Origin of the sequence: Streptomyces inhibens (assembly GCF_022221585.1) — a bacterium.
Taxonomy (GTDB): domain Bacteria; phylum Actinomycetota; class Actinomycetes; order Streptomycetales; family Streptomycetaceae; genus Streptomyces; species Streptomyces inhibens.
Map to the genome: position 1 here is coordinate 3,197,648 of NZ_CP084681.1, position 15,096 is coordinate 3,212,743.

At 72.0% G+C, this 15,096-nt stretch carries 12 protein-coding genes; 9 read left to right on the top strand and 3 right to left on the bottom strand.

Annotated features, from left to right (window positions below):
* Positions 1 to 13: 13 nt before the first annotated feature.
* The gene (locus tag KI385_RS14755; RefSeq protein ID WP_238572673.1) at positions 14 to 2,092 is read right to left on the bottom strand and encodes an MDR family MFS transporter; all 2,079 of its coding nucleotides are present in this window, start codon (positions 2,090 to 2,092) and stop codon (positions 14 to 16) included.
* 243 nt (positions 2,093 to 2,335) lie between these two features.
* Between KI385_RS14755 and KI385_RS14760 the strand changes: the two genes are divergently transcribed.
* Positions 2,336 to 3,376 (top strand): peptidoglycan-binding domain-containing protein, encoded by a 1,041-nt coding sequence (locus KI385_RS14760; protein ID WP_238572674.1) that lies wholly within the window; start codon positions 2,336 to 2,338, stop codon positions 3,374 to 3,376.
* A 356-nt stretch (positions 3,377 to 3,732) separates the two neighbouring features.
* Positions 3,733 to 4,395, top strand: a complete 663-nt coding sequence (locus KI385_RS14765; RefSeq protein WP_238572675.1) for an HAD-IA family hydrolase — start codon at positions 3,733 to 3,735, stop codon at positions 4,393 to 4,395.
* Between the two features lie 615 nt (positions 4,396 to 5,010).
* On the opposite strand, the gene KI385_RS14770 is transcribed toward KI385_RS14765, so the two are convergent.
* Both KI385_RS14770 and KI385_RS14775 read right to left on the bottom strand, forming a co-directional pair.
* A complete protein-coding gene (locus KI385_RS14770) occupies positions 5,011 to 5,592 on the bottom strand; it encodes a TMEM165/GDT1 family protein (RefSeq protein WP_128505825.1) in 582 nt (193 codons plus the stop codon).
* Between the two features lie 227 nt (positions 5,593 to 5,819).
* A complete protein-coding gene (locus KI385_RS14775; protein ID WP_238572676.1) occupies positions 5,820 to 6,578 on the bottom strand; it encodes an ABC transporter permease in 759 nt (252 codons plus the stop codon).
* 207 nt (positions 6,579 to 6,785) lie between these two features.
* Here KI385_RS14775 and KI385_RS14780 point away from each other — a divergent pair, with 207 nt between their 5' ends.
* The 7 genes from KI385_RS14780 (at position 6,786) to KI385_RS14810 (ending at position 14,997) form a co-directional block, all read left to right on the top strand.
* Positions 6,786 to 7,430 (top strand): HNH endonuclease family protein, encoded by a 645-nt coding sequence (locus KI385_RS14780; RefSeq protein ID WP_238572677.1) that lies wholly within the window; start codon positions 6,786 to 6,788, stop codon positions 7,428 to 7,430.
* A 139-nt stretch (positions 7,431 to 7,569) separates the two neighbouring features.
* Positions 7,570 to 9,291: an alkaline phosphatase D family protein gene (locus KI385_RS14785; RefSeq protein ID WP_238572678.1), complete on the top strand. Its 1,722-nt coding sequence runs from the start codon at positions 7,570 to 7,572 to the stop codon at positions 9,289 to 9,291.
* A 206-nt stretch (positions 9,292 to 9,497) separates the two neighbouring features.
* Positions 9,498 to 11,441 (top strand): FAD/NAD(P)-binding protein, encoded by a 1,944-nt coding sequence (locus KI385_RS14790; protein WP_238572679.1) that lies wholly within the window; start codon positions 9,498 to 9,500, stop codon positions 11,439 to 11,441.
* Positions 11,442 to 11,523: 82 nt separating this feature from the next.
* Complete coding sequence (locus tag KI385_RS14795; protein ID WP_238572680.1) at positions 11,524 to 11,967, top strand: DoxX family protein; 444 nt, start codon at positions 11,524 to 11,526, stop codon at positions 11,965 to 11,967.
* 218 nt (positions 11,968 to 12,185) lie between these two features.
* Positions 12,186 to 12,839, top strand: a complete 654-nt coding sequence (locus KI385_RS14800; RefSeq protein WP_238572681.1) for a DedA family protein — start codon at positions 12,186 to 12,188, stop codon at positions 12,837 to 12,839.
* Between the two features lie 56 nt (positions 12,840 to 12,895).
* Positions 12,896 to 13,504, top strand: a complete 609-nt coding sequence (locus KI385_RS14805) for a GNAT family N-acetyltransferase (RefSeq protein WP_238572682.1) — start codon at positions 12,896 to 12,898, stop codon at positions 13,502 to 13,504.
* A gap of 224 nt (positions 13,505 to 13,728) precedes the next feature.
* A complete protein-coding gene (locus KI385_RS14810) occupies positions 13,729 to 14,997 on the top strand; it encodes a methyltransferase (RefSeq protein ID WP_238572683.1) in 1,269 nt (422 codons plus the stop codon).
* The last annotated feature ends 99 nt before the right edge of the window (positions 14,998 to 15,096 follow it).

Sequence of the window (15,096 nt, forward strand, 5' to 3'; positions counted from 1 at the left end):
GCGCCGGCGGGGCTCACTTCGCGAGGTCGGGCGGCCGCGGTGTGGGCGGATGGGTGCGCGGCAGCGGTGGCCGGGCATCGCCGTTGTGCGGTTCCTCCGCGTCCGAACCGCACAGCTCCGCGGTCAGCTCCTGCACGAGCTCGGTGAGGTCGGTGGGCCGGTCCTTGGTCCACCAGTCGCCCAGCATCTGCGCGAGCGACTGCTGACGGGCCGCCGAGAGCCGGTCGGCGACCTCCCGTCCGCGGTCGGTGAGCAGCAGCAACAGCCCTTCGCGGGTGGCGAGTCCGCGCTCCTCGATCTGGCGGACGCTCTCGGAGATCACGCCGAGCGGCACGGTGCTGCGCTCGGCGAGCAGCCCCGGTTCCACCGAGCCGTAGCGATGGATGCGCAGGATCAGCCAGCTGGCGGCCGGTTTGAGGTCCAGGCCGGCCCGTGCGGTGATCTTCTCGTAGATGTGTTTACGGCCCTCCATGCTGCCGAGTTTGGACAGCGCGCGGGCGCACTCGTCACGGGAGGAGCGCTCGACGGGGTTGGAGGAGAGCACCTCGCTGGTGTCGGGGGCGGTCACGCTGCTGCGCAGCGGCTCCTCCTTGAGGAACCAGGCCAGGGCGAAGGCGACCAGGACCAGCGGGACGGCGTAGAGGAAGACATCGGTGATCGAGACGGCGTAGGCGTTCAGCACACCGGCCGCCTGCCGGGCCGGCAGCTGGGCGACGGTCCGCGGATCCTCGGCGATCTTCGACGGGTCGACGCCGGGCGGCAGTCGCACTCCGGCGAGCGCGTCCGCGATGCGTGGACGGAGATTGTTGGTGAAGATCGTGCCGAAGATGGAGACGCCGAACGAGGCGCCGATGGAGCGGAAGAAGGTGGCGCCGGACGTGGCGACGCCCAGGTCCTGGTACCCGACGGCGTTCTGCACGATGAGCACCAGTACCTGCATGACCAGGCCGAGCCCGAAGCCGAAGACGAAGAAGTAGGCACTCATCTCGGCGACGCTGCTGGACGGGTCGAGCTGGTGCAGAAGCAGCAGACCGAGCGCCACTACGGCGGTCCCGGCGATCGGGAAGACCTTGTAGTGGCCGGTGCGGCTGACGATCTGCCCGGAGCCGGTGGAGGCCAGCAGCATGCCGAACACCATCGGCAGCATGTGCACACCGGACAGGGTCGGCGTCACGCCCTGGACGACCTGGAGGAACGTCGGCAGGTACGTCATCGAGCCGAACATCGCGAAGCCGACGACGAAGCCGATGACGGCGGTGAGGGTGAAGGTGCGCAGCCGGAACAGGCGCAGCGGAATAACGGGTTCGGCGGCTCGGCGCTCGATGAGGACGAACGCACCGAGCAGCACGACGCCGAGCACACCGAAGCCGATGATCTGCCAGGAGCCCCACGCGAAGGTGACGCCGCCGAGCGAGGTCATCAGGACGAAGCAGGCGGCGACCGCGGCGATCACGATGGTGCCCAGGTAGTCGATCCGGTGCGGGGTGCGGCGGCGCGGGATGTGCAGCACGGCGGCGATGACGGCCAGCGCGATGACGCCGATGGGGAGGTTGATGTAGAACACCCAGCGCCAGCTGAGGTGGTCCACGAACAGCCCGCCGAGCAGCGGCCCGAGGACGCTCGACCCGCCGAAGACGGCACCGAACAGGCCCTGGTACTTGCCGCGTTCGCGGGGCGGCACGATGTCGCCGACGATCGCCATCGACAGCACGATCAGACCGCCACCGCCCAGCCCCTGGAGGGCGCGGAAAGCGATCAGCTGGCCCATGTCCTGGGCGATGCCGCACAGCACAGAACCGATCAGGAAGATCACGATGGCGGTCTGGAAGAGCCTCTTGCGGCCGTACTGGTCACCGAGTTTGCCCCACAGGGGCGTCGCGGCCGTCGAGGCGAGGAGGTAGGCGGTGACCACCCAGGAGAGGTGGTCGAGGCCGCCGAGATCGCTGACGATCGTGGGCAGCGCGGTGGCGACGATGGTCTGGTCGAGCGCCGCGATGAGCAGGCCGAGCAACAGCGCGCCGATCGCGACGAGGACGGTCCGTTGGGACCGGCTCTCGCCGGGGACGGCAGGAGCGCTGGTCTCCTGCGCCATGAGCGTCTCCCTCGGTTCCGGAGTGTCCATTGCGGTGCCGGGCCTTCCTCTAGGGAGGCCCTTCGGATTTATTCCATCCTGGGCGGTTCCGCCGGATCTGGCCCGCCGAGCGACGATCGGCATCCGTGGTCGCACACGGGACACCTGGGGTATGCCGGGCGGATGTCCTTGAGCGCCTGCGCGGACGGGCGGGGCGTCTGGATAATCGCTGCCTGTTCGAGGCCTCCAGGGAGGGGACCACTCGTGACGGCATTACCGACATGCCCGCACTGCTTCGCCCCCGTACGCGGCGACGGCCGGCCGACCTGTCTGTGTGCGGCGGTCGATGCGGACGACTTTGATCCGCTGCGCATACGGCCGTACGTGTCACTGCCCGACGAGGACGGGGGCGGGGGCGAAGGCGCCGGGGGCGATGCGGGCGATACCCGCACCGGACGGGGCGATCGGCTGGACGACTTACCCGGGGTGGATGCGGCGGTGCACCTGGCCGCCGGTACGGCCGACGGCCCGTCCTCCGCCGCCGACACGCGGCCCCGCGCCGCTGATCCGCCGTTTGCCGCCGATCCGTTGTTCCTCGCCGCCTCCGGCGAGCCCCTGATACCCCGAGTGCGCCGCGGCTCCGGCCCGACCTCCAGGACCGTCAGTTCGGCCGCCGAGGAGCCGGCCGCCCTCGCCTCCACCCCCGCTTCCCGCCGTAAGCGCTCCTTACCGGCCGTCCTGGTGGCCGCCGGGGCGGCAGTGGCCGCCGCCGCGGTCCTGATCAGCACCGATGCCCTGTCCGGCGACAGGCAGGACCGTGCGGCGCCGCCCGACCGCGGCACGGCCTCCCCCACCGCCGCCTTCCCCACCAGCGGCGACACCGCCCCCACCCGGACCGGCGCCCCCGCTTCGCCCTCTGCGGCCCGCTCACCGTCGTCGGGCGCGACCGGTATCGGCACCCCCAAGGCCACCGTGAAGATGTACCGGACCACGGCACCACCTCCCCCCGCCCCTACCCAGGCGTCCGGCAGCGTCACGGCCTCCCCCAGCGGCCCCGGCCCCAGCGCGCCGCCTACCGGCCCGATCGTGCTGCGCGAAGGATCGAGCGGCCCGGAGGTGGTGGAGCTGCAGGGGCGGCTGCGGCAGTTGGCGCTGTACCCGGGCGCGGACGACGGCCGCTACGACACGGACGTACGGGCCTCCGTGTCGCGCTACCAGCAGGCCTACGGGGTGCAGGGCGACCCGGACGGTGTCTACGGAGCGCAGACCCGGGCTTCTCTGGAGTCGCGCACGCAGGAGCCGTAGATCACGGGCGGTGGACCACGGGCGTAGAGGGGACGACGGGCCGTGGAGCACGGAGGTAGAGGCGACGACGGGCCGTGGAGCACGGAGGTAGAGGCGACGACGGGCCGTGGACCACGGGGGGAGAGACGACGACGGGCCGTGGAGGAGGGCTGTCGAAAGCGGGCCCTGGACCCTTCACAGGGCCCTTCACTCGGCGCGTTGACCAGGCCCGGTTGTCGAGACCCGGATCTGTTTTGTATCGTGAGCAAACAAAGTGGTTCCGCCCGCACTCCCTGACCGGCGGGCGGAACCGCCTTGTCCTTCCGCTCGTACGATCCGCACCGTCCGTTCGCCCGTAGCGCTCAGGAGCCCCGCCAATGACGGCCACCACCACGCTCACCGCCCGCGCCCTGCTGCTGGACATGGACAGCACGATCGTCAACTCCGAGGCCGTCGTCGAGCGCTGCTGGCGCCGCTGGGCGGCCGAGCAGGGGCTGGACGCGGACGAGGTCCTCAAGGTCGTACCCGGCCGGCAGGGCTGGGCCACGATGGTCGCGCTGCTCCCGGACCGCCCGATGGAGCTCAACCTGGCGGACAACCGCCGGATGCTGGAGCAGGAGACCGCCGACGTGGACGGCGTGGTGCCGGTCCCCGGCGCGCCCGCCTTCATGGCCGCCCTCGCCGATCTGCCGCACGCCCTGGTGACCTCCGCCGACATCCCGCTCTCCGACGCCCGGATGGACGCGGCCGGGCTGCCGATGCCTGCTGTAAGGATCACCGCGGAGAGCGTGAGCGCCAGCAAGCCCGACCCCGAGGGCTTCCTCAAGGGCGCCGCCGAGCTGGGCTTCGCCCCCGAGGACTGCCTGGTCTTCGAGGACTCCGAGGCGGGCATCGAGGCGGGCCGGGCAGCCGGCATGCGGGTGGTCGGCGTGGGGGACCGCGCCGCCGCGTTCGCGCCCACGGCGCAGGTACGCGACCTGACCCAGATCCGCGTCGAGCCGCTGGCGGACGGCACGATCGCCGTACACATCACGGGCTGAGGCAGCCGCCGGGGAGACGCCGACAGACGCCGAGGAGACGCCGAGGAGACGCCGGGGCGGGCCCGATCACAGCGCACGGAACGCGTTACGGCGCGCCGGTGCCCACCCAAGATCGCTTGACCTCAACCGCGCGTGAGGGCGCAGGATCGCTACTGCCGGGCCACCGCCCGGCAGCACATCCGCCGCCCCACCCGCGCCCCTTGGAGTCACCGTGATCCGCGTCGACGTCACCTGCCGACGACCGGGCACGGTGAGCAATACCCTGGGCGTCATACGCCGCACGGCGGCCGGCGGGGCTGACGGCGAGGGGCGGGGCTGACGGCGGGGGCGGCGAGCCTGACGGCGGGGGGCCGAGGGCCTGACAGCGGGGGCGGCGAGCCTGACAGCGCGGGGCCGAGGGCGGACCTGACGCCGCACCCAAAAGCCGACACCGCCTCACTACACCCGCCCACCCCCCGAAGGGGGGTGGGCGGCGGGGAAAAACCTGGGGGCGTGGGCGGCGGGGAAAAACCTGGAGGCCCAGGGGCGGCAGAGAAAACCTGGAGACCCAGGGCCGGCAGAGAGAAACCTCAGCCCCCGGGCCAGCGGGAAAACCTGCCCCCCAAAAAACTCACCTCACCCCACAACCGCCTCATACAGGCTGAACCCCGCCAGCAGCGCCATCACCCCCGCCGCGATCTTGGTGATGAGCTTGAGCGGGACATGCTTCATGAGCGTACGGCCGCCCAGGATGCCCAGGCCCGCCACGGCCCACAGGGCCAGGACGGCGCCGACGCCGACCGAGAGGGGGTCGTTGTAACGGGCCGCGAGATTGGCGGTCATGATCTGGGTCAGATCGCCGAACTCGGCGACCAGGATCATCATGAAGCCCGCTCCGGATACCTTCCAGAAGCTCTGGTCGGCGGGCTTTTTCACCTCTTCCTCGTCGTCGTGCTTCTTGAACAGCAGCACGGCGGCGCCCGCCAGGAAGAGCACACCGACCACCCCTTGGACGAGGCGGTGCGGGAGCAGGGTGAGCACGCTGCCCGCGGCGATGGCGAGCGCGACATGCACCAGGAAGGCGGCGGCGACACCGGCGAAGACGTAGGAGGCGCGGTAGCGGGTGCCGAGCATCAGGCCGGCGAGGGCGGTCTTGTCGGGCAGCTCGGCGAGGAAAATGACACCGAAGACGACGGCGGCGACGGTCAAGCTGAACACAGGGTGGAATACCTCGATCGATCGGGCCGCACCAAAGGGGCCCGGGAAAGGGGTCGCTTCGGCACGGCAGCGTCAAACACTGCGGCCGAAGGTCTCGCTGGCGCGGTACGGATACATACCGCGCTCCGGGCGCCGGCTCGCCACGTCGTCACAGCGCGTGGAACGCGCTCCACCAAGGGCGGTGGTCGGGCGACGGGAGGGCATTATGTCGACGGTCCGGCAGAGAGCTACTCCCCTTCTGCTGTTCTCAAGGGTACGCGGTGCAGCAATCCGCGCGCGACCAGTTCCAGCACCACCGCGCACGCCGCCGCCTGCACCGCCAGCAGGGCCACCAGGACGAACAGCTGTACCGCACCGGCCTGTACGGGCGAGGCGCCGCCGAGGAGCATGCCGACGAACGCCCCGGGGAGTGTGACCAACCCCACCGTCCGGGTCTGATCGAGCCCCGGCAGCAGCGCATCCGACGCGGCCGGGCGGGCGACCTCCATCCGGGCGTCACGGTCCAGCAGCCCGAGCGCGAGCCCCGCCTCGAACTCCCCGCGCCGGGTCTCCAGCTCGTCCAGCGCCCGCCGCCCGCCCAGGACCGTGGCGGTCAGCGCGCCGCCGATGAGGATGCCGCTGACGGGGATCAGGCTGAGGCCGCGCGGCGGCACCAGTCCGGTCGCGAGCAGCAGGCCGACGACCGGGACGACCCCGGCGGCGAGGGGTGCGGCGGCCCACCACCAGGTGCGGTTCTGGGTGATCCGGCGGCCCGCGGTCCGTACCGCCACCGTGAACATCAGCGCGAGGAAGCACAGCAGCCAGGGGACCGCGTGGACCACCCAGCCGATGAGATAGGAGACGGCGGCGAGTTGGGCGGCCGCGCGCAGTCCGGCGACGGCGATGGCCCGGGCATGGCCGAGGTGCGCCAGTGCGGCGACGGTCACGGCGACGACCAGCAGGACGGCGAGGACGACCCCGAGCGTGACATTGACCGGCAGCAGCACGCGATCACTGTAGGGGGACCACAGGGGGCGCATGCGCGGGAGCGACTCAACCGGAGTGCCGTTATTCACTTATGGCACTCCGTCAGCCCTTGAACTGACGTGGGCATGTCGCCACCCTGTTACCTGGTGCCCATCCCATGGAAACCCCACATCGCCACCATGGGCGCGCACCGCACGGCAACTTCCCCCCACTCCAAGGGAGTTTCGATGGCAAAGGTCTACGCGCGTCGAGTTTCCATCGCCGCAGGTTCGGCCGCGGCCCTGGTCTGCACGCTGATGCTGAGCGGCCAGACCGCCCAGGCAGCGCCGCCCAGCCCGCCCAGCGCGGCCACCGCACGGACGTACCTCACCGAGATCAAGGAGCAGCCCGAGGGCCCGCAGGACGGCTACAGCCGCGACAAGTTCCCGCACTGGATCGACCAGGGGAACAACTGCAACACCCGCGAGGTGGTGCTCAAGCGTGACGGCACCAACGTGCAGCAGGACGGCAGCTGTGCGGCGGTCGGCGGCACCTGGGTCTCCGCGTACGACGGCGCGACCTGGACCCAGGCGTCCGACCTCGACATCGACCATGTCGTACCGCTGTCGGAGGCGTGGAAGTCGGGCGCCGCGCAGTGGACCACCGCGAAGCGTCAGGAGCTCGCCAACGACCTGACGCACTCCCAGTTGATCGCCGTCACCGACAACGTCAACCAGGCCAAGGGCGACAAGGACCCGGCGAACTGGCTGCCGTCGAAGGCGTCGTACCACTGCGAGTACGCCCGGATGTGGGTGTGGGTGAAGCATGAGTACGGCATGACCGCGGACTCCGCGGAGAAGGCCGCCCTGAAGAAGATCCTGGACGGCTGCTGACGCACCCGCGCTCCTCAGGTGAACCGATCCTGCGCGCCCGTCGACCGGAAACCACCGGCCGGCGGGCGCGCCGCCGTCCCGGCCATCCGCCGCACCGCTTCTGCTCCTATCCTCTGACCACGACAAGGGGAGGACACCGATGGCCGGACTGCGCTTGGGACCGCTGCTGCGGTATGTCGACGCGGACAGCGCGACGGTGTGGGTGGAGACCGACCGGCCGTGCGAGGTACGGATCCGCTGCGAGGGCGGGGCGGGCGGCGCCGAGCACACCTGGCAGGTGGCCGGGCACCACTACGCGCTGGTCCCGGTGACCGGTCTGGTGCCCGGCAGCGCGACGCCCTACCAGGTGCTGCTGGACGAGCAGCAGGTCTGGCCGCTGCCCGACAGCCACTTCCCGCGGAGCACGATCCGCACCCTCCCGGCCTCCGGGGAGCAGCCGCTGCGCCTCGCCTTCGGCTCCTGCCGCTGGTCCGCGACGCCCTCGAAGGCCGCCCACGACCCGGTCGGCCCGGACGCGCTGGACACCCTCGCCGCCACTCTGGCCGCCGATCCGGACCGCGAACGTCCGGACGTACTGCTGCTCTTGGGCGACCAGGTCTATGCCGACCAGACCTCCGAGGCGACCGCCCGGGCGCTGGCCGCCCACCGCGACCTCACCGAGCCGCCGTGGAAGCAGGTCGCCGACTACGAGGAATACACCCACCTCTACTACGAGTCCTGGCTCGACCCGGAGGTCCGCTGGCTGCTGTCCACGGTCCCCAGCTGCATGATCTTCGACGACCACGATGTGATCGACGACTGGAACACCTCGGCGGCCTGGCTGGCCCGGATGCGGACCACCACCTGGTGGCGCGAGCGGATACTGGGCGGCCTGATGTCGTACTGGGTGCATCAGCATCTGGGCAATCTCTCGCCCGCCGAGCTGGCCGTCGACGAGCTCTACGCCCAGGTGCGGGCGGTGCCCGACGGCACGGACCTGGTGCGGGAGTTCGCGGCCGACGCGAACGACGATCCGGCGTGCGCGCGCTGGAGCTACCGCCGCGACTTCGGCCGGGTGCGCCTGGTCATGATCGACACCCGCGCCACCCGTGTCCTGGACGAGGGCAACCGCGCGATGCTCGACAAGAGCGAGGGTGAATGGCTGCGGCAGGCGGTGCTGGAGGGGCGCGGCAGCTACGACCATCTGCTGCTCGGCAGTTCGCTGCCGTGGCTGCTGCCGCATCTCATCCACGCGGCGGAGGGCTGGAACGCCGCCCTGTGCGCCGGCGAACGCGGCCCCCGCTGGGCCCGTAGAAGCGAGTTCCTGCGCCAGCGCGCCGATTTGGAGCACTGGGCGGCCTTCCCCGATTCGTTCACCGCGCTCACCGAGCTGATCGCCGAGGCCGGCTCCGGCGCGGACGCCCCGGCCACGGTCTGTGTGCTGTCCGGGGACGTGCACCATGCCTACGTGGCGGAGCCGCACTGGCGCGGCGCCGGCCAGGAGCCCACGAGCCGGGTGCTGCAGCTGACCTGCTCCCCCGTCCACAACAGCATCCCCGGCTCGCTGCAGGCCGGTTTCCGCTTCGGCTGGAGCCGGTCCGGCCGGTGGCTGGGCAAGCTGCTGGCCCGGCACGGGCGGCTGACCCGGCCGCCGGTGAAGTGGCGGCGTACGGGCGGCCCTTGGTTCGGCAATCAGCTGATGACGCTGACGCTGGCGGGCCGTACGGCGCGGATCGCCCTGGATCAGGCACGCCGGGAGAAGCAGGGAGACGTCCGGCTCGTCACGGTCTGGCGGGATGCGGCGGCCGGTGCGCGGGTTGCCGGGGAAACCGGTGATGCGGACGTTTCCGCCCGGGGAACCGACCGACCGAAGAGCGGATGATGCGGGCGATTCCGCATCCGTAACCGCGCGGCCGGCCACCGGCGCACAGGCGGCCGACCTGCGGATCCGGCGGATTTCTTTGCCTACCCGGGTGCTGCGCCACGGGGGCCGGCGGTGATGATGGGGCGCACATTTGCTCGTTGCCCGCACTCTCGGCCGGCCCGCGCCCGCGCGCCGGCCGTCCGCCGCCCCAGGGAGAGCCCCTCTTGGCAGCCGACCACATCGCCGACCGCCACCCCCGGCCCGCCATCGCCATCGTCGGCGCGGGGCCGCGTGGGACGAGTGTGCTGGAGCGGATCTGCGCCTCGGCCGCCGAACTGGCCCCGGGCGCCCGGCTGACCGTCCATGTCATCGATCCCGCCCCGCCCGGCGCCGGCCAGGTGTGGCGCACCGCCCAGCCGCCCGAGCTGCTGATGAACACCGTGGCGTCGCAGGTCACGCTGTTCACCGACGACAGCGTGGAGTGCGCGGGCCCGATACGCACCGGGCCGAGCCTGTACGCCTGGCAGGGGTGCGAGGTCGGACCGGACGACTATCCGGGGCGCGCGCTGTACGGCCGCTATCTGGAGTGGGTGTTCCGCCACACGGTGCGCACCGCCCCCGAGGATGTGACCGTCGTGGCGCACACGGCCCGCGCGGTGCGGCTGGCCGAGGCCCTCGGCGGCACCCAGTCGCTCACCCTGGACGACGGCCGGACGTTGCACGGCCTGGGGGCGGTGGTCCTCGCGCAGGGCCATCTACCGACCGCTTTGGACCGCGAGCAGCGGCACTTGGCCGACTACGCCGCCGGGCACGGGCTGTGCTATCTGCCGCCCGCCAACCCCGCCGATCTCTCCGCCCCTTTGGAGGCGCTGGCACCCGCGCGGCCGGTGCTGCTGCGCGGTCTCGGCCTCAACTTCTTCGACCACATGGCGCTGCTGACAACGGCCCGCGGCGGCCGGTTCGTACCGGGCGGGGACGGCGCGCTGACGTATCTGCCGTCCGGCCGCGAGCCCCGGCTGTTCGCGGGGTCCCGGCGCGGCATCCCGTACCACGCGCGCGGCGACAACGCGAAGGGCGCGCACGGCCGTCATCTGCCGCTGCTGCTCACACCGGACGTGATCGCCGGCTTCCGCAAGCGCGCCGACTCCGGCGATCTCCCCGACTTCCTGGCGGAGGTCTGGCCCCTGGTGGCCAAGGAGGTGGAGACGGTCTATTACGAGGCGCTGCTGGTGCGGCGGGGGATCGGCCGCGCCAAGTGCCACGACCGGTTCCGCGACCGCTTCCTGGGCAGCGCGCACCGCAGCCCCGAAGAGGCCGCCGCCCTGGACGCCTTCGGTATCGCGCCCGCCGAGCGCTGGGACTGGGACCGGGTCTCCCGGCCGCACGCGGAGCGGTCGTTCGCCGACCGGGCCGCGTTCCGCGAGTGGCTGCTGGACCATCTGCGCACGGACGTCGCTCACGCCCGGCAGGGCAATGTGTCCGGTCCGGTCAAGGCGGCCCTCGATGTGCTGCGGGATCTGCGCAACGAGCTGCGGCAGATCGTCGACCACGGCGGACTGGCCGGCGCGTCCCGCCGCGACCATCTGGACCGCTGGTACACCCCGCTCAACGCCTTTCTGTCCATCGGGCCGCCGCGGCGCCGGATAGCGGAGATGGCCGCGCTGATCGAGGCGGGGGTGCTGGAGGTGGTCGGCCCCCGTATGACGGTCCGGCTCGGCGCCGACGACAGCCGCGGGCCCGGTTTCACGGCGTACTCGCCGGACGTTCCGGGGTCCGAGGTGACGGCGACGGCGCTGATCGAGGCGCGGCTGCCGGAGCCGGATCTACGGCGTACCGCGGACGAGCTGCTGGCCGGGCTGCTGACCGACGGCGGCTGCCGGCCGCACCTCGCGGACGGCTACGAGACCGGCGGGCTCGATGTGTCGCCCAGTCCGTACCACCTCGTGGAGGCGGACGGTAGGCACCATCCGCGGCGTTTCGCGGTGGGGGTTCCTACGGAGGGCGTGCACTGGGTGACGGCGGCGGGGGCGCGGCCCGGGGTGGGGTCGGTCACGCTGGCCGACACCGACGCGGTGGCGCGGGCGGCACTGCGGGCCGCGGTCGGGAAGGCCGTCGAGGGCGCGGGCACGGCTGGTTCGGATCAAAGGTCCCATTTGACCAACGGTTGAACTTGCAAGTATAGGTTAGGTACCCCTAACCTATGCCTCCACGGTTACCTCTTCGTCCCCAGAAACCGTAGGAGTCCCCCACATGTCCGCACCGTTGAACTCGTTCACCCAGAGAGTCACCCCGCACGCGCTCGCGCTCTTCCGCATCGTCGTCGGGCTGCTCTTCGCCTGCCACGGGGCGTCCTCGCTCTTCGGCGTCCTCGGTGGCGCGATGGGCCAGGGCGGCACCGTCCCCACCGGCGCCTGGCCCGGCTGGTTCGCCGCCGTGATCCAGCTGGCCGGCGGCATCCTCGTGATGCTCGGCCTGGGCACCCGCGCCGCGGCGTTCATCAGCTCCGGCTCGATGGCCTACGCGTACTTCTCCGCCCACCAGGGCACGGCGCTGTGGCCGATACAGAACGGCGGCGAGGCGTCCGCGATGTTCTGCTGGGCCTTCCTACTGATCTTCTTCATCGGCCCCGGCGCCTGGGCGCTCGACCGCGTCTTCTTCGGCGAGCGCGAGCGGGCGGTGGCCTCCGCCGCCTGATCCGCGGACAAGCGGGACCCCGTCCCGGTGCTTTCCTCACGGCCCGTACGGCATCTCCGCCGTACGGGCCGTGCCGCATCCGCGGGCGCGGTGACACCTCCAACACATTCCACCCCACGCCTCCCGGCCACAGAAGCCAGGCGTACGCTGTATGGCTGTAGAGCCGCCCCTGCCGCACCGAGCGACGTCGCGGCGGGGTTCGGACCGGGAGTAGGACGTTGTTGGAAAGCCTGGGGTCCCTCAGCGGCACCCCTTGGGTCTATGTGATCGTCAGCCTCTCGATCGTTCTCGATGTGTTCGTACCGATCCTGCCCAGCGGGGTCCTGGTGATCGCCGCGGCCACCACGGCCGCCGGTACCAGCACCGCCGCCGACGCGGTCGGCGGCGTCGATGTCACCTCGTCCGTCCACGGTGGCGCCCCCCTGGCCCAGATGTTCTCCCTGGTGCTCTGCGCGGCCACCGCCTCGGTGCTCGGCGATATGGTCGCCTACCGGCTCGCCTGGCGCGGCGGCGACCGCTTCGACCGGACCATCGGCCGCTCCCGCCGGCTGACGGCGGCGCAGAAAAGGCTCGGCACGGCGCTGACGCGAGGCGGTGGCGGCATCGTCGTCCTGGCCCGCTTCGCACCCGCCGGGCGGTCCGTGGTCAGCCTGGGCGCCGGCGTCGCACACCGTACGGTCCGCGAGTTCCTCCCCTGGTCCGCCCTGGCCGGTCTCGCCTGGGCCGCCTACAGCGTGAGCCTCGGCTACTTCGGCGGCCACTGGCTCGGCACGTCCTGGGTGAGCCCCGCGCTCTCCGTCGTCGCCCTCTTCGCCGCCGGATCGGCCGCGGCCTTCCTGATGCGCCGCCCGGACCGCGGCACCGCGCACTGACCGCACGGCGGAAAACTCCTGGCCGGTTGTCAGACCCCGGTGCGACGATGAAGAACATGAGCGGTACGAACGACACCGACGCCTCGAACGACCCGCACAACAACGCCTCGAACGACGCCGGCGGCAACGCCCCGGCAACCCCTGCCGTCAGCATCCGCAGCTGGCATCCGCGCCCCGAGACCACCGACGACATACCGGCCGTCCGCCGGGTCAACCTCGGCGCCTTCGGGACGGCCGAAGAGGCGGATCTCGTCGATGCCCTGCGCCGCGACCCGTCCGCCTGGCTGCCCGGACTCTCCTACGTCGCCGACGCACCGGACGGTACCCCGGCCGCTCATGCCCTGCTGACGCGCTGTCATATCGACGATGCTCCGGCCGTCGCGCTCGCCCCGTGCGCGGTGCTGCCCGAGTACCAGAAGCACGGTGCGGGCGGTGCGGTGATCCGGGCGCTCCTGGAGGCCGCCCGGGCGGCCGGCGAGCGGACCGCGATCGTGCTCGGCCATCCCCCGTATTACCCACGCTTCGGGTTCGCACCGGCCGCCGACCGGTTCGGCATCCTGCCCCCGCAGCCCTGGCCCGACGAGGCCTTCATGGCGCTGTCCCTGGACGGCTCCATACCCCCACGCGGCACGGTGCGCTACGCGCAGGCGTTCGGCATCGGCTGACCTCGGCCCGGCGCCGCCCCTCCGCGCCGCCACCGAGCCGGGCCGTCCTGCTCCCGCCCCGCTGCGGACCAGGTGCGATCCCGATACGGAGTAAAGTCGAGCGTCACACCACTCCCGTCCCACCGCCCCTTGCGAGCGCCCGCCGCTCCCCCGGCGCCGGACCGGCGCCGCATCAGGGCGGCCCCATGGGAGGGGTCCGAACCACACACGCGAGGCACACTTCGGTGAACGCACCACCGGTCGTCGAATGGACCGAGGCCGACCGGCCCCGTTCCGCCCGTTGGCGCTCCGAAAACGGCTCCCCGCCGCCCCGCCGTATCGTCATCGCCGACGACCGGACGAAGGCCGACGAGGCGTACAAACTCGCCTGCGAGGGCACCGCGCTGCTGTGGCGCGGCGATTTCCACAACGCCCGCCAGCTGCTGACCGCGCTGGCCCGCCGCATCGACCGCCGCCCCCGCAAGACGCCGCCCGCCGATGTCACCCAGGCGTTCCATCTGCACCGCGCCGCGCAGAACCAGCGCGCCCGCATCCTGGGCATGCTGCTGATCCCCCTCGACGCGACCTACGCGGTCCCGCTGCACCGCGCCCCTGACGTCCGCGAGGCCTGCACCAGGGCGTACGGCCCCGGGGAGCCCGCCCCCGGGACGGCATCCGGCGCCACCGAGGGCTCGGACCTCGCCGCCTCGGACCCGACGCTCTCCCCGGACCCCACCGCCCCCTCGGACCCCACGGCCTCCCTCGTCTCCCTGCGTGAGCTCCTCGGCCTGATCGGCGCCAACGAATGGCGCAGGAAGGGCGTGGAGATCCCGGCGCTCGGCGGCGACCGGATCCATCCGCACTACGGCGTCTTCTCGCCGGCCCGCGGCGAATACGTCGACCTGGTCGCCGAGGCACCACTGCCCTCCCAGGAGCTGGCGTTCGACATCGGCACCGGCACTGGCGTACTGGCCTCGGTGCTCGCCCGGCGCGGCGTCCGCAGGGTCGTGGCCACCGACCAGGACCCTCGCGCACTGGCCTGCGCCCGGGAGAACACCGAACGGCTGGGCGTAGCCGGGCAGGTGGAGGTGGTCGAGGCCGATCTGTTCCCGGCCGGCCGCGCCCCGCTGGTCGTCTGCAATCCCCCGTGGGTGCCCGCCAAACCGACCTCCCCCGTGGAACACGCGGTCTACGACCCGGGCAACCGCATGCTGCACGGCTTCCTGGACGGCCTCGCGGACCATCTGACCCCGGACGGCGAGGGCTGGCTGATCCTCTCCGACCTGGCGGAACACCTCGGCCTGCGCCCGCACGCCGAACTCCTCGACGCGTTCGCCAAGGCGGGCCTCACAGTCCTGGACCGACTCGACATCACCCCGCGCCATCCGCGCGCCCGTGACACCTCCGACCCGCTCCATGTGGCCCGCGCGGCCGAGGTCACGTCCCTGTGGCGCCTGGGCGCCGCACACGAGGGTGAGCCCGACCCGCACCAGGACGCGTCCCGCTCCGCCTGAAAGCCCTGAAGCCGCGACCTCAAGGCGTGCCTTTTGCCCGAAGGCATGCCTTTGGGTCGCCGGCGTGTCTTTTGGTCGCCAGCGTGTCTTTTGGTCGCC